Annotated in this window: 30 protein-coding genes and 2 pseudogenes; 20 read left to right on the top strand and 12 right to left on the bottom strand. The window is 68.5% G+C overall.

The window, feature by feature from the left end; translation table 11 throughout:
- Positions 1-218: 218 nt before the first annotated feature.
- Together BZB76_RS02160 and BZB76_RS02165 are read right to left on the bottom strand one after the other, a co-directional pair.
- Positions 219-875, bottom strand: coding sequence for a response regulator (locus tag BZB76_RS02160; protein ID WP_121432605.1), 657 nt, complete (start codon positions 873-875; stop codon positions 219-221).
- The gene (locus BZB76_RS02165) at positions 863-2,149 is read right to left on the bottom strand and encodes a sensor histidine kinase (protein WP_246006704.1); all 1,287 of its coding nucleotides are present in this window, start codon (positions 2,147-2,149) and stop codon (positions 863-865) included. Before BZB76_RS02165 ends, BZB76_RS02160 begins: the two co-directional genes overlap by 13 nt.
- A 443-nt stretch (positions 2,150-2,592) precedes the next feature.
- Between BZB76_RS02165 and BZB76_RS02170 the strand changes: the two genes are divergently transcribed.
- The 3 genes from BZB76_RS02170 to BZB76_RS02180 all read left to right on the top strand — a co-directional run bounded on the left by BZB76_RS02170 (position 2,593) and on the right by BZB76_RS02180 (position 5,473).
- Positions 2,593-3,177 carry a hypothetical protein gene (locus BZB76_RS02170; protein WP_121432606.1) on the top strand — a complete coding sequence of 195 codons (585 nt, stop codon included), beginning with the start codon at positions 2,593-2,595 and terminating at the stop codon, positions 3,175-3,177.
- A gap of 110 nt (positions 3,178-3,287) precedes the next feature.
- A complete protein-coding gene (locus BZB76_RS02175; RefSeq protein ID WP_121432607.1) occupies positions 3,288-3,869 on the top strand; it encodes a hypothetical protein in 582 nt (193 codons plus the stop codon).
- Between the two features lie 191 nt (positions 3,870-4,060).
- Positions 4,061-5,473, top strand: coding sequence for a sensor histidine kinase (locus BZB76_RS02180; protein WP_246006705.1), 1,413 nt, complete (start codon positions 4,061-4,063; stop codon positions 5,471-5,473).
- Here BZB76_RS02180 and BZB76_RS02185 read toward each other — a convergent pair.
- Positions 5,457-6,338, bottom strand: a complete 882-nt coding sequence (locus BZB76_RS02185) for an NAD(P)-dependent oxidoreductase (RefSeq protein WP_121432608.1) — start codon at positions 6,336-6,338, stop codon at positions 5,457-5,459. The genes BZB76_RS02180 and BZB76_RS02185 overlap by 17 nt on opposite strands.
- A gap of 110 nt (positions 6,339-6,448) precedes the next feature.
- On the opposite strand from BZB76_RS02185, the gene BZB76_RS02190 reads away from it, so the two are divergent.
- The 4 genes from BZB76_RS02190 to BZB76_RS02205 all read left to right on the top strand — a co-directional run bounded on the left by BZB76_RS02190 (position 6,449) and on the right by BZB76_RS02205 (position 11,234).
- Positions 6,449-9,535 (top strand): AfsR/SARP family transcriptional regulator, encoded by a 3,087-nt coding sequence (locus tag BZB76_RS02190; protein ID WP_121432609.1) that lies wholly within the window; start codon positions 6,449-6,451, stop codon positions 9,533-9,535.
- On the top strand, positions 9,532-10,416 hold the full coding sequence (locus BZB76_RS02195; RefSeq protein WP_121432610.1) for an arylamine N-acetyltransferase family protein: 885 nt from the start codon (positions 9,532-9,534) through the stop codon (positions 10,414-10,416). Before BZB76_RS02190 ends, BZB76_RS02195 begins: the two co-directional genes overlap by 4 nt.
- A gap of 84 nt (positions 10,417-10,500) precedes the next feature.
- Positions 10,501-11,058 (top strand): hemerythrin domain-containing protein, encoded by a 558-nt coding sequence (locus BZB76_RS02200; protein ID WP_211342781.1) that lies wholly within the window; start codon positions 10,501-10,503, stop codon positions 11,056-11,058.
- The gene (locus BZB76_RS02205) at positions 11,055-11,234 is read left to right on the top strand and encodes a hypothetical protein (protein ID WP_117397676.1); all 180 of its coding nucleotides are present in this window, start codon (positions 11,055-11,057) and stop codon (positions 11,232-11,234) included. The genes BZB76_RS02200 and BZB76_RS02205 overlap by 4 nt, the downstream gene beginning before the upstream one ends.
- A gap of 320 nt (positions 11,235-11,554) precedes the next feature.
- Here the strand turns inward: BZB76_RS02205 and BZB76_RS02210 are convergent, their stop codons facing one another.
- Positions 11,555-11,746, bottom strand: coding sequence for a hypothetical protein (locus BZB76_RS02210; RefSeq protein ID WP_121432612.1), 192 nt, complete (start codon positions 11,744-11,746; stop codon positions 11,555-11,557).
- 10 nt (positions 11,747-11,756) lie between these two features.
- On the bottom strand, positions 11,757-12,116 hold the full coding sequence (locus BZB76_RS02215; RefSeq protein ID WP_117397674.1) for a DUF3140 domain-containing protein: 360 nt from the start codon (positions 12,114-12,116) through the stop codon (positions 11,757-11,759).
- A gap of 91 nt (positions 12,117-12,207) precedes the next feature.
- Between BZB76_RS02215 and BZB76_RS02220 the strand changes: the two genes are divergently transcribed.
- Positions 12,208-13,665 carry an aminotransferase class I/II-fold pyridoxal phosphate-dependent enzyme gene (locus tag BZB76_RS02220; RefSeq protein ID WP_121432613.1) on the top strand — a complete coding sequence of 486 codons (1,458 nt, stop codon included), beginning with the start codon at positions 12,208-12,210 and terminating at the stop codon, positions 13,663-13,665.
- A 49-nt stretch (positions 13,666-13,714) separates the two neighbouring features.
- Positions 13,715-14,548, top strand: coding sequence for a phosphoribosylaminoimidazolesuccinocarboxamide synthase (locus BZB76_RS02225; RefSeq protein WP_121432614.1), 834 nt, complete (start codon positions 13,715-13,717; stop codon positions 14,546-14,548).
- A gap of 315 nt (positions 14,549-14,863) precedes the next feature.
- On the opposite strand, the gene BZB76_RS02230 is transcribed toward BZB76_RS02225, so the two are convergent.
- Together BZB76_RS02230 and BZB76_RS02235 are read right to left on the bottom strand one after the other, a co-directional pair.
- Positions 14,864-15,223 carry a hypothetical protein gene (locus tag BZB76_RS02230; protein WP_147449287.1) on the bottom strand — a complete coding sequence of 120 codons (360 nt, stop codon included), beginning with the start codon at positions 15,221-15,223 and terminating at the stop codon, positions 14,864-14,866.
- Entirely contained in the window at positions 15,220-15,618 is a 399-nt protein-coding gene (locus BZB76_RS02235; RefSeq protein WP_147449288.1) for an ATP-binding protein, read from the bottom strand. The genes BZB76_RS02230 and BZB76_RS02235 overlap by 4 nt, the downstream gene beginning before the upstream one ends.
- A 143-nt stretch (positions 15,619-15,761) precedes the next feature.
- Between BZB76_RS02235 and BZB76_RS02240 the strand changes: the two genes are divergently transcribed.
- The 6 genes from BZB76_RS02240 to BZB76_RS02265 are packed head-to-tail and all read left to right on the top strand — an operon-like array spanning position 15,762 to position 17,590.
- Entirely contained in the window at positions 15,762-16,565 is an 804-nt protein-coding gene (locus BZB76_RS02240) for a helix-turn-helix domain-containing protein (protein WP_121432617.1), read from the top strand.
- Positions 16,556-16,741, top strand: a complete 186-nt coding sequence (locus tag BZB76_RS02245; RefSeq protein ID WP_121432618.1) for a DUF397 domain-containing protein — start codon at positions 16,556-16,558, stop codon at positions 16,739-16,741. Before BZB76_RS02240 ends, BZB76_RS02245 begins: the two co-directional genes overlap by 10 nt.
- Positions 16,742-16,770: 29 nt before the next feature.
- Positions 16,771-16,965 (top strand): DUF397 domain-containing protein, encoded by a 195-nt coding sequence (locus BZB76_RS02250; RefSeq protein ID WP_121433391.1) that lies wholly within the window; start codon positions 16,771-16,773, stop codon positions 16,963-16,965.
- Positions 16,966-16,985: 20 nt separating this feature from the next.
- A complete protein-coding gene (locus tag BZB76_RS02255; RefSeq protein WP_121433392.1) occupies positions 16,986-17,171 on the top strand; it encodes a DUF397 domain-containing protein in 186 nt (61 codons plus the stop codon).
- A gap of 15 nt (positions 17,172-17,186) precedes the next feature.
- Positions 17,187-17,372 (top strand): DUF397 domain-containing protein, encoded by a 186-nt coding sequence (locus BZB76_RS02260; protein WP_121433393.1) that lies wholly within the window; start codon positions 17,187-17,189, stop codon positions 17,370-17,372.
- Positions 17,373-17,410: 38 nt separating this feature from the next.
- Positions 17,411-17,590, top strand: coding sequence for a DUF397 domain-containing protein (locus BZB76_RS02265; protein WP_121432619.1), 180 nt, complete (start codon positions 17,411-17,413; stop codon positions 17,588-17,590).
- A 69-nt stretch (positions 17,591-17,659) separates the two neighbouring features.
- On the opposite strand, the gene vph is transcribed toward BZB76_RS02265, so the two are convergent.
- Positions 17,660-18,556 (bottom strand): viomycin phosphotransferase, encoded by an 897-nt coding sequence (gene vph / locus BZB76_RS02270; protein WP_121432620.1) that lies wholly within the window; start codon positions 18,554-18,556, stop codon positions 17,660-17,662.
- Between the two features lie 502 nt (positions 18,557-19,058).
- On the opposite strand from vph, the gene BZB76_RS02275 reads away from it, so the two are divergent.
- Complete coding sequence (locus BZB76_RS02275; RefSeq protein WP_246006706.1) at positions 19,059-20,027, top strand: methyltransferase domain-containing protein; 969 nt, start codon at positions 19,059-19,061, stop codon at positions 20,025-20,027.
- 66 nt (positions 20,028-20,093) lie between these two features.
- The gene (locus tag BZB76_RS02280; protein WP_211342782.1) at positions 20,094-20,963 is read left to right on the top strand and encodes an alpha/beta fold hydrolase; all 870 of its coding nucleotides are present in this window, start codon (positions 20,094-20,096) and stop codon (positions 20,961-20,963) included.
- Between the two features lie 9 nt (positions 20,964-20,972).
- Here BZB76_RS02280 and BZB76_RS02285 read toward each other — a convergent pair whose 3' ends face one another.
- Positions 20,973-21,386: a VOC family protein gene (locus tag BZB76_RS02285; RefSeq protein ID WP_121433395.1), complete on the bottom strand. Its 414-nt coding sequence runs from the start codon at positions 21,384-21,386 to the stop codon at positions 20,973-20,975.
- 47 nt (positions 21,387-21,433) lie between these two features.
- Positions 21,434-21,811, bottom strand: a complete 378-nt coding sequence (locus BZB76_RS02290; RefSeq protein ID WP_121432622.1) for a winged helix-turn-helix transcriptional regulator — start codon at positions 21,809-21,811, stop codon at positions 21,434-21,436.
- A gap of 91 nt (positions 21,812-21,902) precedes the next feature.
- On the opposite strand from BZB76_RS02290, the gene BZB76_RS02295 reads away from it, so the two are divergent.
- Positions 21,903-22,847 carry an NADP-dependent oxidoreductase gene (locus BZB76_RS02295; RefSeq protein WP_246006707.1) on the top strand — a complete coding sequence of 315 codons (945 nt, stop codon included), beginning with the start codon at positions 21,903-21,905 and terminating at the stop codon, positions 22,845-22,847.
- Positions 22,848-22,853: 6 nt separating this feature from the next.
- On the opposite strand, the gene BZB76_RS02300 is transcribed toward BZB76_RS02295, so the two are convergent.
- Complete coding sequence (locus BZB76_RS02300) at positions 22,854-23,486, bottom strand: class I SAM-dependent methyltransferase (protein WP_211342784.1); 633 nt, start codon at positions 23,484-23,486, stop codon at positions 22,854-22,856.
- Positions 23,487-23,507: 21 nt separating this feature from the next.
- Positions 23,508-23,710 (bottom strand): annotated as a pseudogene (locus BZB76_RS02305) (transposase); the annotation flags it as partial.
- A 412-nt stretch (positions 23,711-24,122) separates the two neighbouring features.
- Here BZB76_RS02305 and BZB76_RS36615 point away from each other — a divergent pair.
- A pseudogene (locus tag BZB76_RS36615) lies at positions 24,123-24,776 on the top strand (trypsin-like serine protease); the annotation flags it as partial.
- A 72-nt stretch (positions 24,777-24,848) separates the two neighbouring features.
- Complete coding sequence (locus BZB76_RS02310; RefSeq protein WP_246006708.1) at positions 24,849-26,558, top strand: FG-GAP-like repeat-containing protein; 1,710 nt, start codon at positions 24,849-24,851, stop codon at positions 26,556-26,558.
- Positions 26,559-26,707: the final 149 nt, after the last annotated feature.

Below are 26,707 nucleotides of genomic sequence, written 5' to 3' on the forward strand. Positions count from 1 at the left end.
GTCGCCCGTCACCTGGCTGTACGTTCGGGAACCCCGCCCCCGTTCACGTCTCCTGGACCCTTCTCGCACATCGCACCGTCCGCCCATGCCATGAGGGCTCCCAAACGGGAGCCCTCATGGGTGGGGTGGTCAGGGCCGTGCGGGGTCGGGCTCGTGGGTGGCGGCGTTTTCTCGGTATAGAGATAGGGCCGCGGGGCCCGCGCCAGGGGGCGTACGGGTCAGTCGCGGGTTTCCTGGAGGTAGCGGAGGACGGCGGCGACGCGGCGGTCCGCGCGGTCGGCGGGGGCGAGGCCGAGCTTGGCGAAGATGTTACGGATGTGCTTGTGGACGGCTCCCTCGGTGACGTGCAGCCGCTCGGCGATGGCGACGTTGCCCAATCCTTCCGCCATCACGGCGAGGACGTCCCGCTCCCGGGGGCTGAGCCGGGACAGGGTGTTGTCGGGTCGCCGGGTCCGGGTGAGGAGCTGGGTGACGACGTCCGGGTCGACGGCCGTGCCCCCGTCCGCGACCCGGTGCAGCGCGTCCAGGAACTGCGCGACCCGTCCGACCCTGTCCTTGAGGAGGTAGCCGAGCCCGGCGGCGCCGCCGGAGAGCAGCTCGGTGGCGAACGCGTGCTCCACGTAGGCGGACAGCACGAGCACCGCGAGTTCCGGACGGCGGCGCCTGGCCTCGACCGCCGCGGCGATGCCCTCGTCGCTGTGCGTCGGCGGCATCCGGACGTCCACGATCGCGACCTCGGGCTCGTGGGCGTCGATGGCGGCGAGGAAGTCCTCCGGGTTGTCGGTCGTGGCCACCACGTCCAGGGACTCGGCGCGCAGCAGCAGCGCGAGCCCCTCACGCAGCAACGGATCGTCCTCGGCGATCACAATCCGCATGGGAGTTCCACCAGAAGGGTCGTCGGGCCACCGGGCGGGCTGGTCAAGGAGAAGTAGCCGTCGTGTGCCTCGATCCGGCTGCGGATGCCCGCGATCCCGCTGCCGTGGTCCTCACCGGCGCCGCCCTTGCCGTCGTCGTGGATACGCAGGAACAGGCGGTCCTGGCGTTGGCGGAGGATGACGGCGGCGCGCCGGGCGTCGCTGTGCCTGGAGATGTTGGTGAGCGCCTCGGCGACCACGAAGTAGGCGGTGGCCTCGACCGAGACGGCGCACCGTCCGGGCACGTCGACGTCGAAGCGGCACGGCACGGCGCAGGTCGCGGCGAGCCCGGCGATCGCACCGGCCAGGCCGCGGTCGTCCAGGACAGGCGGCAGGATCCCGCGGACGACCGAGCGCAGCTCGGCCAGTGCCTGCTCGGAGGCGTCCTGGGCGCGTTCGAGCAGGGCCTCGGCGCCGGCGGGGTCGCGGGCCAGGGTGCGACGGGTCGCGCCGAGCATGACGTTGACGGCGACGAGCCTGCTCTGCGTGCCGTCGTGCAGCGACCGTTCGATGCGCCGCAGCTCGGTGGCGTGCGCGTCCAGCGCGGCGGCGCGGGCGGCGGAGAGTTGCGCGACCTGGAGCGACAGGTCGGCCTCGGGTGCGGCGTGCCGCAACAGCAGCCGCCGGCCAGGCCAGGCTTGGAGGCGGGCCATGCCCGGTGCGACGGTCATGAGGGCGACCGTCCACATCAGGCCCACGGGGACGATGAGGAGGGCGTCGGTGAAGTCGTGCACGGGCCAGAACAGCGGTCCGCGGTCGTCGGCGTCCCCGGGGATCGCCCACCAGTACAAGGGATAGGTGATGTCGCGCAGGATGTAGAACGGCAGTGCCACGCCGCACAGGCCGATGGTGAGCCCGAGCGTGCCGTGGACGGCGAGCCAGCCCAACTCCCGCCGGACGACGTCGTCCCTGGCGGCGCTGCGCAGGCGGGCCGGTACCGGTTCGGGGCAGCGGACCACGCCGGCCGCGATCTCCCCGCCCGGCGCCCCGTTCGCGCTCACGCGGGCGGGGCGCCTGCGGGCCGGGCGCCTGCGGGCCGGGCGGTCGGGGACCCAGCGGGCGAGGCGGGAGCGCTCCTGGTTGGTGACAACGCGCAGGGCGCGAAGGGTCGGACGTATCAGGAGAAGGCCGACACCGGCGAGGCAGGCCAGCGCGACGGCGACGAGCCAGAGTAAGGCGAACAGGGCGAGGATGGCCGTGGCGAGACCGCCGGCGAGGTGTTCGAGCGCGTCCAAGGTGCGGCGCGCGCGAGCCGTGATCCTTTGCCGACGGGTTCGCCCTGCGCGAGGCCGGCACGCATGGGCCAGATTCACACCCGCCGCCTCGCGTGGGCCGGTCCGGATTCCTGAGTCAGCATCCGCCCTCCAAGGCCGGAAACGAACTAATTACACTTAACCACCGTCTGACTGTCGGTCAACGAAGCCGATTCGCTACACAGAGTGAAATATCGGCCTGATCGCGTACGAAACGTACGGAGCCCGGAAGAGGCGTGGCCCAACCCGGCCATACGGGCTCGCCGCCGTCGACCAGCGGTACGCCACACCGGTAGAGCCTGCCGTACTCCTGTCCTCACGTAGGCGGGATTGTTCGGTAGTTGTTCTTTCAAGAAGCTGGGAAGTGCACGAAACAAACAACCCCGCGTTCCATCCGCTCCCTTTTCTGTTCTCGGAGGTTGATCATGCGCTCCCTCTCCGTGTTCGCCGCCACATTGACCGTGGCCACCGCGGTCGGAACCGCCATCGTATCGCCCGCGAGCGCCAGCTCCTCACCCACCGACGGAGTCGGGCAGGAAGCCACGGGCGGCGAGAACTGCGTCGTCCACCTGAGCTCCAACAACAGCGTGAAGTGCTTCGACACGTTCACCGAAGCCATTGCCGACGCCACCGCCGGCAGGATCACCAACGCCCCCCGCGACGCCCGGTCCGCGATGGCCGACAGCGGCCTGGACCGCCGTCTCAACGGCCTCGGTACCGCGGGTCCCGGCATCGTCCTCGCTATCGAGTACGCGGACAGCGACTACGCCGGAAGGCACAACATCTACACCGGCTCCGCCGGTTGCGACAATGACGACGGCGTCGAATGGAGGGTGGAATCCCTCGGCAGCTTCAACGACATGATCACCTCATTCCGCAATTACGCGGATTGCCAGGCCAATCACTACGAGCACATCGACTTCGAGGGGGCCAGCACGGGCTGGCTCAACGACACCCCGAACATCGGCGAGGCCATGAACGACCAGACGTCCTCGATTCAGTGGCGGTAGGCGGCTGATGTGATCGGACCGGGCCGCGCGGCTGCAGGCGATGGTGGATCGCCAATGCAGCAAATGCAGCGGCCCGGCTCGGTTTCCCTTTCTCTTTCGGAGGTTGATCGATGCGTTCCTTCACTCTGCTCACCGCAACGCTCTCCGCGGCGACGACGCTCGGCCTCGCCGCCCCACCCACCGCCGCCACCGGCGGACAGACCCCGGCGAACGACCGGCACTGTGTCCTCCACCTGACCTCCGGTGGCACCGTGAGCTGCTACCGCACCTTCACCGAGGCCATCGCCGACGCCACCGGCGGACAGATCACCAACGCTCCGCGGAACGTCGCCGCGGCGGTGGCCGACACCGAGTTCGACCGCCGCCTCAACGCTCTCGGCCAGAGCGAGCACCGGGCGGCCGACCTCGACGCCGTGATCAGCATCGAGTTCGAGGACGCGAACTACGGCGGACGGTCCAACGTCATCGAGGCCGACGGCGTCTGCGACGACAACGACGACATCGAGTACTCGGCGCCCACCCTCCCCGAGGACTGGAACGACACGATCACGTCGTTCAAGACCTATGTGCAGTGCCAGGTCAACCACTACCAGCACCCCGACTACCAGGGCACCCGCACCGGCTGGCTCGAGGACACCCCCAACATCGGCTCGATCATGAACGACAGGACGTCCTCGATCCAGTGGAGGTGAGCGGCCGTCCGTCCTGACGCGGCCGGTGCCGGACTGGGGGAGGAGGAGGGGCCACCCCGCAGTCCGGACCGGCCGCGCGCGGTGGCGCCCTCGGGTCGACGCGGCGCGTGAGCCGGGCGTTGGACGCCCCTGAGATGACCGATCGCCTACGCTGAGCTATGAAGCATTGCACTGAGTAGCGGGGGGCGGGCGTGGCGACGGAGAGCCCGGAGACGGTCCGCCGGTTGCTCAGGCGCCTGTTCCTCTCGGTGCGGGGGCGCGCGACGGTCATCACCGTGGCGGTGTCGGCCCTGGTCCTGGCGCTGGTGTTCGTCCTGCTGATGCTGCTGGCGCGCGACTGGACGCGGAACAACGTGTGGCAGGAGTCCGAGCAGACCGTCGAACGGGTCGTGTCCGACATCACCCGTGGAAGGGGCGTCGAGTCGCTCGACACCGGGCCGGACGAGACGGATCTGGTCCAGGTCGTCGGCTCCGACGGACGTGTGGTGGCGGCCAGTGAGGCGATGCGGGGACGCCCGGCCCTGGCCGCCGACGAGGTGATCTCGGGCAAGGTGCTGGTCGACGAGACGGGCTGCCCCGATTTCCTGGACGGATGCGTACGGCTCTTCGGCACGCGGCTGGCGTGGTCGCCGTGGGGCGCGAACGTGATGGTCGTCGCGGCGTCGCCGCTGCCCACGCTGGTCAACGTGTGGCTGCTGCCGCTGGGGCTGATGCTGACCATGACGGGCCTGCTCGCCCTGATCGCGTGGTGGACATGGCACACGATCGGACGGGCCTTCGTGCCGATCGACGCGATCCGCGCGGAGATGGCGGACTTCGGCGCCCGGGGCCTCGGCCACCGGGTGCCCGTTCCGCAGACCGGCGGCGAACTCCAGGGGCTCGCCGAGACCGTCAACGCCACCCTCGAACGGCTGGAGGAGGCGACGGAACGGGAACGCCGGTTCGTCTCGGACGCGTCGCATGACCTGCGGAACCCGCTCGCGGGCCTCCAGACGCGGCTCGAGGTCGCGCTGGACGAGCCGGACGACTTCGAGTGGCGCCCGACCATCGAGTCGGCGCTGCGCGACACGCGGCGGCTGAACGAGATCATCGTCGACCTGCTGGAACTGTCCCGGCTCGACGCCCGTGCTCCGGTCCCGGTGGAACGATCCGACCTGGGGGAACTCGTCCGCCGGGAGGTGGGGCGCCGCCCGTCCCGCGTCCCGATCTCGACGGACCTGGAGGACGGCGTGACCGTCCGGGCGAACACGGGACGGTTGATCCGGGTGCTCGGCAACCTGCTGAGCAACGCCGAACGGCACGCCGAGGGACGTATCGAGGTCACGGTGGCGCGGGACGGCGACGACGCGGTCCTGGAGGTGCTGGACGACGGCGTGGGCGTCCCCGAGGAGGCGCGGGAGCGGGTCTTCGAACGTTTCTCGCGGCTGCGCGAGTCACGGGACCGGGATCCGCAGGGAACCGGGCTGGGCCTGCCCATCGCACGCGAGATCGCCGAGATCTACGGCGGCACGCTGCGCATCGCCGACAGCCCGACCGGCGCCCGGTTCGTCCTGCGGCTCCCGATCGCCGACTCGCGGAGGGCGTCGGTCAGGGACGGCGGATGACCTCGATGACGCTGGCCAGGCCGTCCGCGCCGTGCCCGGCGTCCACGGCGCGCCACAGCAGGTCGCGGAGCGCGCGGGGCCCGGCCGCGTCGATTCCGGCCTCCTGGGCGGCCTCCACGATGTGGTCGGTGCCGACGGCCTGCATCCGGAGGTTGTGGTCCGCGCCCCGGACGACCCCGGCGTCGATCATCTCCGTCATGACCTTGAGGAAGCCCATGGTGCCGTCCGCGGCGAGGTCCGCCAGCATCGTGGCCGCGAACGGGCGGAGCCGTTCGGCGGCCACCCCCGCCGTGCCCAGCAACGCCACCCCGTGCATGTAGGCGACGAGCGTCGACCAGAACAGGTAAAGCTGCGCCTGGTAGTAGAGCATCGACAGACCCGGGTCGGAGCCCACGAACGTGGTCTCGCCGAGTTTCCCGAGCGTTTCCCGGTGCCGGTGCAGGGTCTCCTCACGACCGCTGTAGAAGACGTAGGAGCCCGGCTTGCCGACGCCCTCCGGCGGCACCATGATGCCGCCGGTCAGCAGTTCCGCGCCGTGCCGGGACGCCCACTCGTCGGCGCGGCGCAGTTCGTCCGGGCTGCCGGAGCTGAGGTTGACCACGACACGGCCCTTGAGCGCGTCGGCGGCCTGGTCGAGGGAGTCGTACATCGCCTGATAGTCGGTCTGGCTGAGGATGACCAACTCGGACGCGGCGAGCGCGTCGGCGGGGGTCGCGGCCAGGGTCGCGCCCTTCGCGACGAGCGGTTCCGCCCGGCTCGCCGTCCTGTTCCACAGCGTCGTCGGATGCCCGTTCTCCAGGAAGGTGGCGGCCATCGCCGCGCCCATGGCGCCCAGACCGACGACCGTCACCGGTGCCTTCGTCATCGAAATGCTCCTAGGTTTCGCAGTGTTCCGGGTGTGTGGGGGTTCAGCCTCGTCAACGCCGCTACGGAAACGCTTCGGGTGGTTCCGTGGCGGATGCGTACGCTGAGGGCGTGCGTTTCGGGGTGCTGGGGCCGCTCGCGGTCTGGACGGACGACGGGACGCCCGTGCACGTCCCGGAACGGAAGGTCCGCACTCTGCTGGCGATACTGCTGACCGATCCGGGACGTCCCGTATCGATCGACCGCCTGGTGGACGCACTGTGGGGCGACCGGCCGCCCCGAAACCCGTCCGGCACACTCCAGGCCCGTGTCTCGCAGCTCCGCAGGGTCCTGGACGACGCGGAACCGGGCGCTCGGGCGCTGCTCGTGGCACGTCCACCCGGCTACCTGCTCGACGTGGCCCCCATGGCAGTGGACTCTCACCGGTTCGCCACGCTCGTCGCCCAAGCACGCGAGGTGACCGACCCGCTGACGAAGGCGCGCCTGCTCGACGACGCACTACGGCTGTGGCGTGGCCCCGCGTTCGACGACATCGACCTGCCGCTCCATCACGCGCAGGTCGCGGCCCTTGAGGAGCGGCGTCTGACCGCGCTGGAGGAACACGCCGAAGCCCGCCTCGACCTGGGCGAACACGCCGCGCTGGGCGCGGAACTGGCCGCCGCCGTCGCCCGGCATCCGCTGCGGGAACGGCTCCGGGCCGTCCATCTGCGCGCCCTCTACCGCGCCGGACGCCAGGGCGAGGCCCTCGCCGGATACCACGACCTGCGGGAACGGCTGGCCGAGGAACTGGGCGTCGAGCCGAGCCCCGAACTGGCGGCCCTGTACCAGTCGATACTGGAACAGGATCCGGCCGAGTCGGGACGGCGCCGCGTCCCGTCGCGGCTGCCGACCGTCCTCGGTGAGCTGATCGGCCGTTCCGGCGCGGTTGAACGCGCCCGCGCGCACCTCGCGTCCGATCGCCTGGTGACCCTGACCGGCCCCGGCGGTGTCGGCAAGACGCGACTCGCCCTGGAGACGGCGACCCGATCGGTCGGCGACCATCCGGACGGCGTGTGGATGGTCGAGTTGGCCGCCGTGCGAGCCGGGACCGCCGAGGCCGTGGCGGAACCGGTGGCGCGAGCCCTCGACCTGTGGGAAGAGGGCGGCAGCGGCCCGGTGGAACGGCTCGTCCGGGCGCTGCGGGCCCGCCGGTCCCTGCTCGTCCTGGACAACTGCGAGCATGTCGTCGAACCCGCCGCCGAACTCGCCGGACGCTTGCTGGCCGACGCGCCGGGCCTGCGGATCCTCGCCACGTCCCGTGAACCGCTCGGCGTTCCCGGGGAGCGGCTGCAGATCGTCCCGCCGCTGGACCTGCCGGGGCGGGCGTCGACGCCCGAGGCGCTGCTGGAGTCCGGCGCGGTGCGGCTGTTCGTCACGCGGGCGGCGGAGGCGGCGCCCGGGTTCGCGTTGAACGAGGAGTCCGCGCCGTGGGTCGCGTCGATCTGCCGACGGTTGGACGGGCTGCCGCTGGCACTGGAACTGGCGGCGACCCGGGTCCGCGCGCTCGGGGTGCGGGAACTCGCCGCCCGGCTGGACGACCGGTTCCGCGTCCTCGCGGACGGTCGCCACGGCGGCCCGGCCCGGCAACGGACCCTCCGTGCGATGATCGACTGGAGTTGGGGTCTGCTGACCTTGCAGGAACGGGTCGCGTTGCGGCGGCTCGTCGTCCACGCGGGCGGCTGCACCCTCGATGCCGCCGAGACCGTCTGCGATGCCGACGCGGCCGTGCTGGCGAGGCTCGTCGACCGTTCGCTGGTCGTCCGGGACGGGGACGGCCGTTACCGGTTGCTGGAGTCCGTCGCCGCGTACGGCCTGGAACGCCTCCGCGACGCGGGCGAAGAGGACGAGTTCCGCCGCCGTCACGCCCGCTACTACCTGGACCTGGCCGAACGCTCGGTGGCGGGGCTGCGCGGCCCGGAGCAGGCCGCATGGCTCGACCGCCTCGACCGGGAGACCGGAAACCTTGCGGCGGCGACCGCCCACGGCGACGCCGTCCGGTTGGGGAACGCCCTGGCCTGGTACCGGTTCCTGCGCGGCCGGTTCGGCGAGGCCCGCACCGCCCTGCGCCGGGCGCTGGACCAGGACGGCCCACCATCACCCGCCCGCGTCGAGGCGGCCGCCTGGCTGGCCGGATTCACCTTGCTGTCCGGTGAGAGAGTCAACTCCGAACCGATACGCCAAGCCGCACTCGACCAGTACAAGGACGACTCGGTGGCCCGGGCCAAGGCCGAGTGGTTCCTGAGCCACGCCCACTGGGCCTACGGCGACCTGGCCGCGAACGAAGAACGCGTCGACCGCGCGCTGGCCGTATTCCGCGCGGCGGGTGACCGCTGGTTCACGGCCGCCGCGCTCGCCACCCGCGCCAAGTTCCTCCTCGGACGCGGCGACCTCGCCGCGGCGGAATCCGACGCCCGCACCAGCCTGACCATCTTCGACGAGATCGGTGATCCATGGGGACGGCTGGAGGCGTCCGACGCCCTCGTCCGGCACGCCGAGATCATCGGCGAGCACGACCGGGCCGTGCGGCTGCTCGACGCCGACCTGCGCACCGCCGAAGCCCTGCGCCTATGGCCCGAGGTGTCGTACCGGCTGTCGGCGCTCGGCCGCCTCGCCCTGCTCACCGGCGACCCCGACCGGGCATGGGACCTGCACGAACGGGCGTTCGACCTGGCCGGACGGCACGCCGTGCGCTCGGCACAGGAGTTCGCCGAGATCGGCCTCGGCATCGTCGCCCGCGCACGCGGCGACCTCGACACCGCCGAAAAGCACCTGCGCGCCTGGCTCGGCTGGCTGCGCGGCATCGGCGGAACGGCCGGGATCGCGTTCGCGCTGGCCCAGCTCGGATTCATCGCCGAGGAACGCGGCGACGCCGAGACCGCGCTGGCCCTGCACACCGAGGGCCTGGACGCGGCACGGAAGATCGACGACCCGCGCGCCGTCGCCCTGGCCCTCGAAGGGCTCGCCGGGGCCCGGTCCCTCGCCGGGGACCATCCGGCCGCCGCCGGGCTGCTCGCCGAGGCCGCCACGCTCCGCGAGGCCACGGGCGCACCGCTGCCCGCCGCCGAACGCCGCGATGTGGACCGAATCGCCGGGAGGATTCGGGAGGCTTCCGGTGTTACCACCGTCGATAGCGCGGTCAACGGCGGGAGGAAACGATGAGCGACGACCTCGGATACGGGTGGCAGGGCGACCAGATCGATCTACCCGCCTACCTGAAGCGGGTCGGGCACGACGGCGATGTCACCCCGACCGAGGAGACGTTGCGGGCCCTGCACCGCGCGCACACCACGTCGATCCCGTTCGAGAATCTCGAAATCATGCTCGGCCGACCGATCGACCTGTCGTTGGACACCGTCCAGGCGAAACTGGTCGAGCAATCACGCGGCGGCTACTGCTACGAGCACAACCGGCTGTTCGCGGCGGTGCTGGAACGGCTCGGCTACGAGGTGACCGCGCTGTCCGGCCGTGTGACAGTGGGTGCCCGGAAACTACTGCCGTCGACTCATGCGCTGCTGCACGTCCGTCCGCCGGGGCAGCCGAAGGACGAGGCCGCCTGGCTGTGCGACGTCGGTTTCGGCGCCGGGCCGCTGGAACCACTGCGGTTCCGCGACGGCGAGGAGGTCGACCAGGACGGTTGGAGCTTCCGACTCCAGCAGGGCCGGACCGTCACCACGTGGTCCCCCAACACGGTCGGTTGGGAACTGCACCAGCGTGGCCCGGACGGTTGGGTGCAGCGCCACACGTTCACCATGAACGAGCAGTTCCGAGTCGATTTCGAGGTGGGCAACCACTTCGTGTCGACGAACCCTCACTCCCCGTTCGCAACCCGTCCGTTCGCGCAGAAGTTCAGGGTCGACTCCCTGCACGTCCTGGACGGAACGAACCTGACCGTCAGGCACCCAGACGGGTCCACCGCATCGACCAGCACCCTCACGCCCGAGCAACTGCCCGAAACACTGGCGGAGAGCTTCGGGATCGTCCTGGAAGGCGATGACGCCCCCCGACTCGTCGATTTCGTGCGCGCCAACCCGAAACGCTAGGCCAGTCGAGCGTTTCCAGAGGGTTGAAGCCCACCCTTCGGGTACCGGCCAGCGAGAGGAGCCGCACGCGACATCAAGGAGGGGATGACCGTGGCCGACCAGAAGGAGAACGCCGTCGACCTGCTGCTCTCGCAGCATGAGGAGATCCGGCGCCTGGCGTCGACCGTAGAGAAGAGCAACGGGCAGACCCGCAAGGACGCCTTCGACCGACTGCGTGAACTACTCGCCGTGCACGAGACCGCCGAGGAAGAGGTCGTCCACCCGTTCGCCCGCCGCAACATCGACCACGGCGCCGACATCGTGGACGCCCGGATGGCGGAAGAGAACGAGGCCAAGAGCGTCCTGTCAGAGCTGGAGAAGCTCGACCCCGATTCGGCCGATTTCGACGAGCTGTTCTCCGACTTCCACAAGGACCTGGAGGCGCACGCCTCACGCGAGGAGCGGGAGGAGTTCCCGCGCCTGCGCCGGGAGGCCACGTCCGAGCAGCTGAACGGCATGGCGAAGGCCGTCCGCGCCGCCGAGGCCGTCGCCCCGACGCATCCGCACCCGAGCGCCGACTCGACCGCCAAGAACTACGCGCTCGGCCCGATGGCGGCCGTCGCCGACCGTGTCCGCGACGCCATCGAAAGGGCCCGCCGATGAGCGAACGCAAGAACGACCAGGACAAGCCACTCGCCGACCGCCGCGACACGCCCCACGACGACGAGCCGGACTTCGCCGACGAACACACCCCCGGCCCCACGGACCCACCGATCGCCGAGGGCGAGACCCCCGGCGGCGAAGACGAGGGCTACACCCCCCAAACAGAAGTGCCTTGACCCCACCAACGAGGCCGCCCCATGGGGCGGCCTCGTTGCGTACGGTCCACGGTTCAGGGCCGCGGGATGGAGACGGCGTCGTACGAACGAAGACCAGCGGCACCGCCACGACCCTGCGCGTCCTCCTGCTCAACCTCGGCGACCAGGCGACCGGTTCCCCGCCTACCAGGCTGAAACCTGGTGATGGGTCGAAGCCGGAACGCGATCCCGGCTACCTCGCTGGCGGCCTGACGGCCGACGAGGAGTCGTCATAGCGGGTCGCGGCGGCTTTCGACGGTGGGAGGGACGCGGTGGACGAGCCTCCGGGGTCGATGGTCTCCTCAGTCGGGGTGTGGCGGTTGCTGGTCGGGCGGGGTTCCGCCGCCTTCGCCGCCTCCCTTGTTCCCCTTGTCGGTGCCGTGCGCGTGGCCCTTCGCCTTCGTCCGCTTCGGGTCGGTCGCCTCGGGTACGGGCTCGTTCGTCACCGAGGTCCGCTCTGACCTGCGGACTTCGGGCTGCTGCGGGTTCGGCATGTTCACGCTCCTATGCGCTGGACGGTTCGGGACGCAGCGGGTCATGCCCCACCGTCATGAGGGCGTGGCGCCACTCGTCGTCCCGTTCCGCGTTCGGCGGGCGGTTCTCCAGCCGGTCCTCCACGTAGTCGACGACCTGGCGCATCACTTCCGCGTCACGGTCGGTGAGGTCCACCTTCCGCTTGCGGAGGACGTCCACGACCCGAGCGCCCAGCTCCGACACCCCGGGCCCCGATCCGGGCTCCGGGAACGCCTCCTCGCCGGAGGCGTCCGTGAGCAGCCACGTCCGCAGCTCATCGGAGGTCATGTTGACGACCCGGTGGAAGTCCTCCCAGGCCAGGTCCGCGTCGGCCGGTATTCGATCTTTCATGGATCACTCCCTGTCGCCCGTTCAAGCCCGCCCTACCCGGGACTATCCGCCCCATTCGTTACATCAACGACAGTCCGGGAAGGCGACGGGCATGGACCACGCGCAGGCTCCCGTTCTCGACGCCCTCGCCGCCTACCACCGCGAGGGCCAGGTCCCGTTCACCCCGCCCGGCCACAAGCAGGGCCGGGGGGCAGACCCGCGCGTCCGGGAAGTCCTGGGCGACGCGGTGTTCCACTCGGACGTCCTCGCGATCTCCGGCCTGGACGACCGCATGTCCCGGCACGGCGTCCTCGAACGCGCCCAAGAGCTGATGGCGGACGCCGTCCACGCCGAACAGACGTTCTTCTCCACATGCGGCAGTTCGCTGTCGGTCAAGAGCGCGATGCTGTCGGTCGCCGGGCCCGGCGAGAAGCTCGTGGTGGGACGGGACGCGCACAAGTCCGTGGTGTCAGGCCTGATCCTCTCTGGTGTCCGTCCGATCTGGGTGGAGCCACAATGGGACGAACACCGCCATCTGGCGCACCCGCCGTCCCCGGAAGCGTTCGCCGCCCGCCTGGACGAACACCCCGACGCCCGCGGCGCCCTGGTCACCAGCCCCACCCCGTACGGGACATGCGCCCACCTCTCGGCGATCGCGGCGGTCTGCCACGAACGGGGCAAACCGCTGATCGTGGACGAGGCCTGGGGCGCGCACCTCCCCTTCCACCCGGACCTGCCCACGTGGGCGATGGACTCCGGCGCCGACGTGTGCGTGACCAGCGTCCACAAGATGGGCGCCGGGCTGGAACAGGGCTCCGTCTTCCACCAGCAGGGAGACCTGGTGGACCCGTCCGTCCTGAAGGCCCGCGAAGACCTCCTCGGCACCACCAGCCCGTCCGTCCTGATCTACGCGGGCCTCGACGGCTGGCGCCGCCACATGGTCGAACACGGCCATGAACTCCTCCAGAACGCCCTCGACCTGGCGACCGACGTCCGCGCGGAGATCTCCGCCCTGGGCTACACCGTCCAAGGCCGGGACGAGTTCACCGGTCCCGGCCGCGCCTACGACCTCGACCCGCTGCCCATCGTCATCGACATCGCGGACCTGGGCACCACCGGCTACCGGGCCGCCGACTGGCTCCGCGAACACCACCACGTCAACATGCACCTCGCCGACCACCGCCGACTCAGCGCCCAACTCACGTTCGCCGACGACAAGGAGACCATCACGCCGCTCCTCACCGCCCTCCGCGACCTGCGCGACAACGTCGACGACCTCCAAGACGCGCCCGAGGTCAACGTCCCCTCTCCAGACGACCTACGACTGGAACTCGTCGTCCTCCCCCGCGACGCGTTCTTCGGCCCCACCGAACAGACCCCCGACCCCGTCGGACGGATCAGCGCCGAAATGCTCACCCCGTACCCGCCCGGCATCCCCACCGCCCTCCCCGGCGAACGAATCACCGACCCCGTCATGGACTACCTGCGCAGCGGCGTCGAAGCGGGCATGGTCGTCCCCGACGCCGCGGACCCGACCCTCAAGACCGTCCGGGTCTTCGTAGAGCACTGACACCCCTGTGCCAGACTCCTAACGGCAGGACGGTGAGTTGAGGAGCGTCATGGAGTTGGTCCACTCGGGCAAGGTCAGGGACGTCTACGCGGACGGGGACGATCTGATCCTCGTCGCGTCCGACCGGGTGAGCGTGTACGACGTCGTCCTGCCCACCCAGATTCCCGACAAGGGGAAGATCCTCACGCAGCTGTCCCTCTGGTGGTTCGAGCAACTGGCCGACATCGTCCCGAACCACATCATCTCCGCGACGGACGTCCCGGCCGAGTGGACGGGCCGCGCCGTCCGCTGCCGCCGCCTCACCATGCTTCCCGTCGAGTGGATCGCCCGCGGCTACCTGGCCGGGCTCGGCCTCAAGGAGTACGAGAAGGGCGGCTCCGTCTCCGGCGTCCCCCTGCCGGACGGCCTGGTCGAGGGCTCCCGCCTCCCCGAGCCGATCTTCACCCCCACCACCAAGGCCACCGAGGGCCACGACGAGTTCATCACCTATGACGACGTCGTCCAGGAGATCGGCGAGGACACCGCCGCCCACCTGAAGCACATCACCCTGGAGATCTACAAGCGCGGCGCGTCCCTGGCGGCCGAACGGGGCATCATCATCGCCGACACGAAACTGGAGTTCGGCCGCGCCGCCGACGGCACCCTCACCTTGGGCGACGAGGTCTTGACGCCCGACTCGTCCCGCTTCTGGCCCGCCGACCAGTGGCGCCCGGGCGGCCCCCAGCACTCGCTCGACAAGCAGTACGTCCGCGACTGGAGCAGCACCCTCGACTGGGACCGCACCCCACCCGGCCCCGCCATCCCCCAAGAGGTAGTCGACGCCACCCGCGCCCGCTACATAGACGTCTACGAACGCCTAACCGGCACCCCCTGGTCCTCCTAACCCCTCCCCCCCAACAAGCCGCCGTAGCGCCCGCCGAACACTCCGCCCGCACGTCTCGCGCACCCGCTCCGGAAGCGCCCAACTCCCGTCCGGCCGACGACCACAGGGACAGGGACACCGCACAACGTACGGGAGCCCGAGCGCATCCTGGAGCTGTCCTGCGAGGTCGGCGGCGGTCCTGGCCTCGACCAGCCGGTTCGGCAACAGCGCCCACAGCGACCCGCTGAATTCCCCGAACCAGATGCAGAGCCCAGGGAAGGAGCAGCGCAACTCCTCAAGCGCCCGGTCGATGTCGACGTCCACATGCATGGCGGTCTACCAGGTCGCCGGGAACATGCGGTGCTTGAGGAGCGCGTCCACCTGTTCGGTGGCGTGCCTGGTGTCGCCGCAGAGCGAGAGGTAGCCGCACCGGCCCCGCCCGGCCTCGTAGTACCCCCAGGTGCCGCCGGACGTGGCCCGAACGTTCACCGCGACCTTGACGAGGTCGTCCGGGCCACACGCGAAGACCCACAACATCGGCGGATACGACGGCAGCTCGTCGGCCTGGTAAAGCTTCAAGCACCGATACCCCTTGGACGTGACGGCCGAGGCCAACACATCGAGGTACCGGATCGCCGTGGCCCGCCCCACCCGGGTACGCCACCCCAGCACGAACCGCTCAGCCCGCGGGTTCATCGGGCGCACCGTGCCCACACGACCTTCCCCTCCTCGTTGAGCGGCCGGACGCCCCAGTCATGGACGAGCTGCACCACCAACAGCAGCCCCCGCCCACTGACGGCGCCGTGGTCCTCTTCCCGGACGACGGGCAGGGCGGCCCCCTCGTCCCAGACCTCGATAACGGCCAGATCGTCGCGCTCGTCCGGAAAAACCCGGACAACGATGTGCCCGAATCCGACGTGCTTGTGCGAATTTGTAACCAGCTCCGTAACCACGAGCCGCCCGACATAGTCATCGGCGAACCCGATCTCCCGGAACCTTTCCGCGAGATACCGCCGCGCCATCCCCGCAGCCTGGGCCGTAGCCCCCAGAACCAACGCCGGCATCTCCGGCGCAAGAGCCCCAACCACCATCCCCACACCTCCGAACGTGTCCGTTGTCTGCTCGTAATTGATGCAGGCGACCCTTCGGAGAAGTCATCAAGCGCGAAAGAAAAAGAAAACCGACCATCGCCAACTTGAAGACAAGTTGAGGCCAGTTGAGTCACCATGGCTGTATGGCAGCCTCCCGACAGCAAGGCAAACGCAACGGCGCGTCCCCCATGCTGATCGCCTTTGGCAAGGCACTGCGCCGCTACCGCACCGCCACCGGACTCAGCCAAGAACGATTGGCAGCAAAACTGGGCGTAACAACCCAGTACGTGTCTCTCGTAGAGCTCGGGCGCACTCGCTGCACCTTCGAGTTCGCCACAGCGACAGATGGGGCGCTTGGGACTAATGGGGAGCTTCAGGAACTCTGGAGAGACCTCGTCATGGACGCGGCCTACCCAACATGGTTCGACTGGCCTACCGTCGAGTCGGAGGCCTCGGAACTCACGGAGTACAGCCTCACCGTCGTCCCTGGCCTCCTACAGACACCCGCATACGCGAACGCGATCCTGCATGGGGACAAGGAGGCCGTGGATGCTCGTCTCAAGCGTCAAGAGATTCTCCGTAGGGAAAAGCCTCCAGCGTTGACCGTCTTGCTGGACGAGGCGGTCCTGTACCGCGAAACCGGCACCAAGGAGATCATGCGAGAGCAGCTCGAATACCTGATTAGCATGGCTGGCCCCAACCTCACCATCCAGATCGTGCCCAACCGTGGCGAGCATGCGGGCAACTCTGGCGCGTTCGTCGTGGCCACCCTCCAAGATCGTTCAGAAGTGGCTTACGTCGAGAGCGGGTATCGTGGACTCACCTTGAGCGAGCCGGATGCCCTAGCTACGATCGCAAAAACCCTCCGCGAGCTTCGCAGCCTGGCCCTGCCGATGGCAGCGAGCATCGAACTGATCCGTAGAACGGTGGAAGAAAGATGGACCTGAATCAGGTCGTATGGCGCAAGGCAAGCCGCAGCACCTCCAACGGAGGCAACTGTGTTGAGATCACGAGCGTTCCTGGAACCATCGCCATCCGCGACAGCAAGAACCCCAACGGCCCCCGGCTCACCATCAACCACAACGACTTCCACCACCTCATCAGAATCATCAAGAGCACCTAGCAGGACGATCCGCAGAGACGGTGGACGAGATGGACCTGAGCAAAGCCGTGTGGCGCAAGGCCAGTCGCAGCACGTCCAACGGCGGTGACTGCATTGAAGTCGCCAGCGTCCCGCGGACCATAGCAATTCGGGACAGCAAGGACCCCGAGGGTCCCAGCATCATCATCAACCACAACGACTTCCGCCACCTCACTGTGATCTTAAAAAAACCTCTAGCGCAATGACCCGCGGAAGAGTGGACGAGATGGATCTGAGCAGTGTGACGTGGCGTAAGGCGCGCAAGACCACAGAGAACGGCGGCAACTGCGTAGAGATCGCGAGCGTCTCCGGGACGATCGCCATCCGCGACAGCAAGAATCCCGACGGCCCCCGGCTCACCATCAACCACAACGACTTCCGTCGCCTCATTAAGACAATCAAAAACGCTTAGCGGACGGTGGACACGATGGACTCGAGCCACGCCACATGGCGCAAGGCCAGCCGCAGCACCTCCAATGGAGGCGAATGCATCGAAGTCGCCAGCATCCCTGGAGTCGTAGCGCTTCGAGACAGCAAGAATCCCGACGGCCCCAAAGTTGTGGTCAAGCGTAACCACTTCCGGCACCTCATCAACGCCCTCAAGAAACTCTAACTCGGAAGCCCGCACCGCAGAACGGCAATGAGACGGTCGTGAGCAACACAGTGTGGCGCAAGGCGACGAAGAGCGGGGAAAACGGTGGCGCCTGCGTAGAGGTCGCCAACACTCCTCAAGCCATAGCCTTCCGTGACAGCAAGGATCCCAACGGCCCCGAACTCGTCATCGAACGCAAGGACTTCCAATGCCTCATTGAGGTACTCAAGGACGTCTGACCACGAAGCGCGTGCAGAGAAGTGGCGGGCAGACAGGCCGTCCCACAGAGCCGACTCGCCCTTGAGCGATTACCGACTTGGGTCGTTTTCCGCCTCAGCGGAGAGGGTGTAGTCGGCTAGGCCGTCTGTGAGTTCTTCTTTGTCGCCGTCGCGGAGTGCGTAGAGGGCTTGCTGTAGGGCAAATGTGCCGCGGATTGCGGTGATGCGGGTCCTGAGTTCGTGGTCTGACGAGTTGCCCAATGCGAGCACCCGCTCCAGCAACTCAGCACCGTAACTGGCGCCGATGGCTGCGAAGTCCTCGGCCGGGTCGCTGAGTGTGACGTCGTCCCAGTCGAGGACCCCGGAGAGCTGCGGTAGGCCATCCTTCCACTCCCATAGGACGTTCTCGGCGCCGAGATCGCCATGCACCACCGCTTGGGTGAGGTGGGGAAGGGTGTCGAGTGCTGTTAGTTCCCGCTCGGCCCGTAGGCGCCCGCTGTCGGACATGAGCGGGAACAACTCCGCGCGCACGTTCTCCGCGAACCGCCGCCACTCGCCTTGTGGGGCCGGAGGGATAACTGCCGGTGCCGTCTTGTCGGTACCGGCACGGGCCAGACCGGACAGCAGCGCGGCATACTGCGCCGCCACAGAGTCGGCTACTTGGGGATTGTCGAGTGCGTCGGGCTCCAGCGGCTGCCCAGGAATGCGGCTGAGGAGCAAGTACGTTGGCTCTTCGTCACCGTGAGCGCCGCCCAGGAGCAGCGGCTCAGGTGTGTGGATGCCGAGGTCAAGGCTGGCAAGTGAGTGCAGCGTGGCCGCCCGCTCGGGTAGCCGGATCGCTGCTGCCCGGGTACGCGGGAAGCACACGACGCGGTCAGAGCCAACGACCACGGTGTGGAACTGCCCCTCACGTACTGCGAGGTCGTCTGGACTGTCGTTGGGCAGAAGACTGCTCAGCAGTGTGCGATGAGTCGTACGGACGCTCACGATTTTGACCTCTGGATCTTTGACGGTGCGGGTCCATCCAACCGCTGCTACTAAACCCCGGCAAACCTATTCTCCGTAGTACTAGGTGGACGTACTCCTACTATCGCCAACCACTTTGGCGATCACAGTCCGTCACTGGTTCATAACTCTTGCCATTCGGTCACCCTGGTGATGGGTTACCTTTCCAGATGAAGTCCACAACAGAGGGGTGTACCGCGGTGGGGAAGCATGACGATAAAAGGGACGGCGATGCTCACAGGCCCGACAAGCCGATTCCTCCGCCTGAGAAGGACGAGAAGGGCAAGGGCAAAGGTAAGTGACCACCCCGACGGCGGACGAAGCGCGTAGGGCCGCGGCCAGGGTCGATCGGCTTGCCGACGCGCTTCAGGCCGTCGGGGATCTCACCGACCCACGGATACGCCGGGCCTTGCATGTGGTGCCGCGGCATTTGTTCGCGCCTGATCGGGGCTGGTGTGCGCCGGATGGGCCCGGGGAGCGCCAGGTGATCGACAAGCGTCGCGACTCGGAAGGCTGGTGGGAGGCCGTCTACTCTGATGCGTCCATTGTCACGCAGGTTGACGATGGTCGCGGTGATCCCGCAGGTGGAGTCGGAGAGGCTACGTCGTCGTTGTCTGCTCCCGGTGCCGTCGTGGCCTTTCTGGAACTTCTCGACGTCCAGCCCGGTGACCGTATCCTTGAGATCGGTACCGGCACGGGATGGACGGCCGCGCTGCTGACCGCGCTCGGCGCCCATGTCACCACTGTGGAGGTCGATTCGAGTCTTGCAGAGCAGGCCGCCGCGCGACTGGAACGGCATGGGTATGGCGTGGAGGTTCTTGTTCAGGACGGTGCCATTGGCGCGCCCGGCCGTGATTCATTCGACGCCGTGCATGTCACCTGTGGGGTCACCAATCTTCCGTATGCCTGGGTGGAGCAGACCCGTCCCGGCGGTCGCATCGCCGCGCCGTGGATGCCGGAATGGGGAGACGGCCACAAGCTCAACCTGACCGTCACCGGCGACGGCCTGGCTTCCGGTCGCCTAGTGGGCGGCGCCGACTACATGATGCTTCGAGCCCAGCGCGGCACCCTTCAGGTTGCCAGTGATACGAGCGATGCGCGGGAGACGGGCACGCAGATCGATCCGCGTCGGGTCGCCTATGACAGCTACGGCGCGGACGCTGCGATCGCGGGGCTTCTTCCCGATGTCGCGGGCGTCCCCAGGGACGGTGACCGGTTCGAGTTGATGTTGGCTGACGTGGCGGGGACCTCGTGGGCGTTGTGTCGTCGAATCGGCACCGGTGAGCACCAAGTGCTCCAAGCCGGTCCACGGGATTTGTGGGGCGAGGTCGCCGATGCCTACCAGCGGTGGGAAGGCTGGGGGCGTCCAGAGCGGGGCAGGTTCGGGTTGAGTGTCGGGTCCAGGGGGCAGGTCGTGTGGCTGGACGATCCCTCCAACGTTCTGCGGCGATGAGTTTTCGGACGCGTCCGGGTCAGCAGGTCGAGGGCTACTGGAGCCTCTGACTGGGAGGAAGCGAACGTGGATGACGAGCGTCTGGTGCCGGTGAACGGTGTGGAACTGTGCGTCCAGACTATCGGGGAGCCGACCGCACCGCCTGTGTTGCTGATTGGCAACACGCTGCTGACCTGGCCGGACGAGGTGTGCGAGCGGCTGGCTCGGACGCCGCGCCGGGTCGTCCGGTACGACCTGCGCGACACCGGCCGGTCCACCGTCGTCGACCCGGACAAGCCCGGCTACACCCTGCGCGATCTGGTCACCGATGCGGCCGAGCTGCTGGCGGCGCTCGGGCTGCCCCGCGCGCACGTGGCGGGTTTCGGGGTCGGCGGGTGGATCGCGCAGTTGCTGGCACTCGACCACCCCGACCGGGTGTCCGCGCTCACCCTGATCGCGACCCGGCCGACCGCGCCGGGCCCGGCGGACGCCGACCTTCCGGAGCATGATCCGGAGCTGATGAAGTTCATCTTCACGGCGCCGCAGCCGGACTGGGCCGACCGCGCTTCGGTGGTGGCCGCCATGGCGGAGAGCGCGCGGCACATGGCCGGTCGGGCAGGGTTCGACGAGGCCGCGGCGCGGGAGCGGGCGGGCCGGATCTACGATCGTGCGGTGGTGCCGGACGGCGCGGACCCCGCGGCGGTGCACCGCTCGAACCAGATCGGGACCACCTTCGCCGCGATGGACTCCGGTGACCGCTGGCGCGAGCGGCTGGGTGAGATCAGCGCCCCGACCGTGGTGATCCACGGCGAGGACGACCCGTTCTTCCCGATCGGCAACGGCGAGGCGCTGGCCCGGGAGATCCCCGGTGCCGAGCTGATCCGGTTGCCCGGCACGGGACAGGAGTTGCCGTCGCGAGTGTGGGACGAGGTCATCGCCGCCCTCGCCCGTCCCTGAGGCCCCACGTCAGGGCGTTGGTGCTGTGGTGCGGGGGCGATGGGCGCGGATGTCCACGGGGCGTCCATCCGGGTCGCGAGCCGTCATCGTCCACTGCGTGGGCAGTGTTTCAATCTCTCCTACCGAGCAACCGGCGGCCAGAAGTCGTTCGCGCAACTCGCAGAGTTGCGCGTGTGTCGCGACGCGCAGGCCCCAGCCCGCCCGGCTCAGCGGGTCGAGATCCGTGGTGGGGGCGGTGGCGGTTTCGACGATCATCAGATGGTCGTCTCCCCCGACGTCCACGACGGCGACTCGAGGATCAGAAGTGGTGGCGGCGCGCTCGAATGCCAGCCGTGCTCCGAGCGATTCCGTGTAGTACGTGACGAGCCGGTCCAGGTCGGTCGTGGACAGCGTCAGATGGTTGATACCGAAGAGGTCGGGCATGATCACGCGACTCTAGTACGGCCGCCGTTCTGCACCCGGGCCGTGAGTCAGGACGAGCCAGGAAGCGGGCTGCGGTCTTGGGCCTGGACGATGGCGGCGCCGTTCTCTTCGGCCCAGCGGGTGAGCATGGCGATCGGCTCGATGAGCGTGTGCCCGAGCGCAGTGAGTTCGTAGTCGACCCGCGGAGGGGCCTCGGCGTGGGCGGTGCGGAGCACCAGGCCGTGGTGTTCCAATCGGCGCAGCGTCTGGGTGAGGACCTTCTTCGAGATGCCGCCGATGAGTTCGATCAGGTCCTTGTGACGGCGCGGGCCGCGGCTCAGGCCGTAGAGGACGACCACGGCCCACTTGTCGGCGATGATCTCGACGGCGAGGCGGGCGGGGCAGTCGGCCAGAAAGACGTCGCCGGGGCCGTCGAACTCGCTCACATTCCGAAGGTTACCGGGAGGTTCCCGGCGGATTCCTAGCGTGGAGGGCGGAGGCCACCGCTCGGGTGGTCCCTCTGCAATGGGGAGAGTCGTGAGCGATCGAATGCGTGCCGTCGTCCAGCGGTCCTTCGGCGGTCCGGGGGTGCTTGAGTACACCGAGATCGAACGCCCCGTGCCGTTGCCGACCGAAGTGTTGGTGCAGACGCGGGCGATCGGGGTGAATCCCGTGGACGGGTTCATCCGGTCGGGTGCGTTCCCGATGCTGGGCGAACCTCCGTTCATCCTCGGCTGGGACGTGGCGGGCATCGTGGTGGCCCTGGAACCCGGCGTCACCCGTTTCGCTGTGGGAGACGAGGTGTACGGGATGCCGATGTTCCCCAGGCAAGCGGGCGGCTACGCCGAGTATGTCGCCGCGCCGTCGCGACATTTCGCCCTTAGGCCCACGGGACTGGACGACGCCGAGGCCGCCGCGCTGCCGCTCGTCGGGCTGACCGCCTGGCAGAGCCTGGTGGACACCGGTGGGCTCCAGGACGGGCAACGCGTGCTCGTCCACGCGGCGGGCGGGGGTGTCGGGCATGTGGCGGTCCAGATCGCCAAGGCGCTGGGCGCCCATGTCACCGCGACCGCCAGTACCGCCAAGACCGAGTTCGTACGAGGGCTCGGCGCGGACGAAATCGTCGATTACCGGGCTCGTGACTTCGCCGAAGTCGTGGACGGCATGGACATCGTCCTCGACACCATCGGTGGCGACACCGCGTTCCGTTCGATTCAGACCCTGCGTCCGGGCGGCCTGCTCGTCACGGTCGCCGACCGCCGCAACATGGAGCTGGCCGCCCGCACCGAGGCGGCCGGTCGGCGCTTCGCCGGTCTGGCCGTGGAGCCCGATCACGCCGGGCTGGAGGCGTTGACGCGCCTGGTGGAGACGGGCCGCCTGCGCGTCCACGTCTCGCACCGCATCCCGCTGGCCGAGGCGGCCAAGGCGCACGCCCTGGTCGATGAGGGCCGCACCACCGGCAAGGTCGTCCTGACCCCCTGATGACCGTTAGGACGGACGGCGAGCGAGTAGGTAGGCGCGGCGGGTGTCGACCTCATCGGGGTAGTGGACGCGCTCCATTTGCATTTCCAGCGTGAAACCCGCGTCTTTCAGGAGGTCGATGACCTGCGTGGGCTCGTAGAAGTAGAAGTCGACGTTCACGTCGTGGTCCCACCACTCGTCCAGATGCCTGACCTCGGTGCCGACATGGAACGTCACGAGGAAGCGGCCGGACGGGCGCAGCACCCGGTAGATCTCCGCGAAAGCCTTGGGCAGCTCGGACGGCTCCAGGTGAATGACGGAGTAGCACGCGACCGCCGACCCGAACTCGCCGTCCGCGGCGGGCAATGCGAGCAGGTCGCCTTCGCGGAATTCCACGTCCGGGTACTCGCGCCGTCCGGCCGAGACCATCGCGGCGGACAGGTCGATCCCGACGCTCTTCGCGCCCCTCTCGGCCATCCAGGCGGCCACATGGCCCGGCCCACAGCCCAGGTCGGCGACCGGAAACCCGGGCTCCGACTGCTCAAGCAGGGACGCCAACAACGCACGATCCAGCGGCTTACCGGCAAGCTCGTCACGAAATCTGGCGGCGTACGTTTCGGCAACCGTGTCGTAGCTCTGACGAGTGGCGTCGTGTCCCATACGCACCAGCCTCGCACGGACTCAGACGTCATCTCCTTTGGTGATTCGTCGGTGGCAGACGAGGGCGGCGGCGATGCCGACGAAGGCCAGGAAGTGTTCGGGTTTGCGTTCGTAGCGGCGGCGCAGGCGTCGGCAGCCGTTCAGCCAGGACACCGCGTCCGTTCCACCACCCAGCGGTGCCGGCTCGGCCGGTGGGAAAACTCAATGCCGCGGCGGGCGATCCGAAGGCGGCGCGGCGATGCCCACGGTGATCGTGTGATGCTCGGCATCTCCTTCCTCCTGCCGAAGCGCCCGAAGCCCGCCGACGTCCCGCGGCGCGGCGGGTCCGACGCGTTCTGGCGGACGGCGGTAGCGCTGGCTGTACCGGCGCGCTCTCGCAGGCGGGATTGAGCGCCGGGGCCTGAGGCGGAAGGCTGCTTCGTACCGGAATTTCTGGCGAGAGATCGCCTGCCGCGAATGGTTCGCCGCGTGGGGCTCATTCTCTGAGCAGGGTGACGAGGAAACGCTGTAGGCCGCGCCTCGGGTGCACGGCTTCTCACCAGCTTGATGCCTTTTCCAAACGACGGCACAGGAAACACGAATGGATACACCATAATGAGACGGATCTATCGCGGGAGACCGTGGTCGTGGCTGGTGATGGCGCTGGCCGTTGTGGTGGCCGGTGGCTGCCTCCAGGCGACCGCACCGCGTCCGGCCAAGGCGATCGAGAACGGGCAGAAAGAGGGTAACGGCCTCACCCCAAGGGCACAGCTTTGGCTCAACAATTCGGCCCTCGGGGGAGACCGTTACGTGTGCTCGGTGACCGTCGTCGCCGATCGGTGGCTTCTGGGGGCCAGGCACTGCTTCAGGTTCGGCACGGTCGAGCAGCATTTCGTGCTCTCGGGCTCCACCAAACGGGGAGAGGGAAAGCGGTACCGCATCGTCTCGGTAGATTTCAAACACGACCTGGCGATCGCCGAGACGGATTCGCGGGACGGCCGGCTGGACACCATGGGAGCGCCGTACGCGCGGCTGGCGCCGAACAAGCGGGTCCACATGCGACAGTACGGGTTGGTCGCCGGCTGGGGAAGGACCTGCGATAACTGTGACCCTTCTCCGGATCTTCTGAGTTCGAGCGTCAAGGTGAACGACAACGAGGATGGGCTGAAGGACTCGGCGGGAGGCCCCGCCTTCAAAGTGCGAGCGACCAGAGGATCCCGAATCGATGAAGGGGACTCCGGGTCGGGAGTTCTGGAAACAGATAGGGCCGGGTCGACCATCTTCGGGGTGGTTTCACAAAGCTTCACCCAATCGTCGAAGCCGGCGGATGCCTTCATTTCACCGGTCTACGACGAGCCGGGGTGCGCGGCCAAGAACAGTTGCGTGCACGACTGGCTGCTCACCAAGGCTCACATGAAGGAGCGGCCCCGGGACGAACCGCGGCGGTTCGCCTTCCGAGCCATGGCGTTGGGATCGTCGACCACCTATGGCGAGAAGAGTTCGGACGGCAACGGCTACCGAGACGTCCTCGACAAGGGATTACAGGAGATCGCCGAACGCAACGGCCAGGACACCGGCGACCTGGCCACCAAAGCCACGACCATGAACGACACCGACGACACTCCCCAGGTGGACATGGTGGGTTCGGTCCGGGTGGGCCGGATGGCGGACCGGGACAACGAAGGCTGGCCGGGAAGGACGATCCATGAGATCGCCGAGAAGGCCGTCTGTCCCGTCAAGCTCTACCAGCCCAACGTCGTCACGCTCCTGGCGGGCGGGAACGACGTCATGCAGAACTACGAGATGGACGGTGCGATCGGACGGCTGGAGCGGCTGATCAGGCAGATCGACGGTGACGCCCAGAACACCATGGTGCTGGTGGCCGGGGTGCAGCCGTACCCCGACGCCGCCCGGAACGCACGAGGCAAGGCCTTCAACGCCCAGATCCCCGGCCTGGTGGACCGGCTCGTGGAAAGCGGCGTGAACGCGGTGTACGTCGACCACGGGCTGGGGCTGTCCGACATCAGCCCCGATGAGATTCACCCCAACGACCAGGGCTACGCCAAGCTCGGCGCGGCGTTCGTGAAGGCGGCCGACCACGCGAACGAGCAGGGATTGATTCCGGACACGGTGGAACAGGATCCCGACGAGGTGCCCGACGCCTGCGGGATCACCGACGACGGGACCGGCACCGGCGACGGCAGCTCCAAGCTGGGTAAGCACTGGGAGGACCGAAACGTCATCCAGGCCCAGCAGTTCCCCTCGTCCAACCGGTTCTGGATGGTGGACGTCAACAAGGACGGCAAGGCCGAGTACGTCACGGTCGACAAGGACCAGAACTTCCGGTTCTGGTGGAACAGCGGCCCGTCCGGCAAGGACTGGACCCCCTTCGTCGAGGGCCAGAACTCCTACAAGCCCCGGCCCGGGGCGGTCGGCAACCAGTTGCGTTTCGGTGACGTCGACGGGGACGGCTTCCCCGACTGCATGGTCGTCGACCTGACGGGCACCGTGGACCTGCACACCTGGAAGGCCGACAACCCGTCCGGCTCACGCATGTGCATGCAACCCCGCAACAACGCCTCCGTCTTCTCCAACGGTTCTGAGGGGGCGCTTCTGAACATCGACCCGAGCACCAAGATCCGGTTCGCCGACGTCACCGGCGGAGGACGGGAAGACTATCTGCTGATCAAAGCGGACGGCTCCACGACCGCCTGGTACAACCGGGGGTTCGCCACCTCTCGGCAATATGTCTACCTGGACTGGGCCCCTCCCCAGTCGATCAGCGGCGCGCTACAGAACCCCAGAGAGATCAGGTACGCCGACATCAACGGCGACAAGCGCGCCGACCGGATCCTGATCACCGCCAAGGGCGGCGCCAGGGCCTGGATCAACGAAGGCGCCAAGGGCGCGGGCGGCACCTACCGCGACATCGGCAAGATCGCCGATGACGGCGACCTGCCGCCCAAGGACATCCAGTTCGCCGACCTCGACGGGGACGGCAAGGCCGACTTCCTGCGCATCGGCTGGACCGGGGTGGCGCACGCCTGGCTCAACAAACTCCCGTTCGACTACTTCGACACCTTCCACCCATAGGCCGCGTTCCCCGGAGGGCGTCCGGTCCTGCGGCCTCAACGTGAGGCCGCAGGACCGAGCGCGTCAGAGCCGGCCACCGCAGGCATAGGCGGCCCTGACCGCCTGGCGGGAACCGGAAATGGGGCAATGGAGTCATGACCAAGCGAAAG

The sequence above is a fragment of the Actinomadura pelletieri DSM 43383 genome (assembly GCF_003634705.1).
Lineage (GTDB): Bacteria > Actinomycetota > Actinomycetes > Streptosporangiales > Streptosporangiaceae > Spirillospora > Spirillospora pelletieri.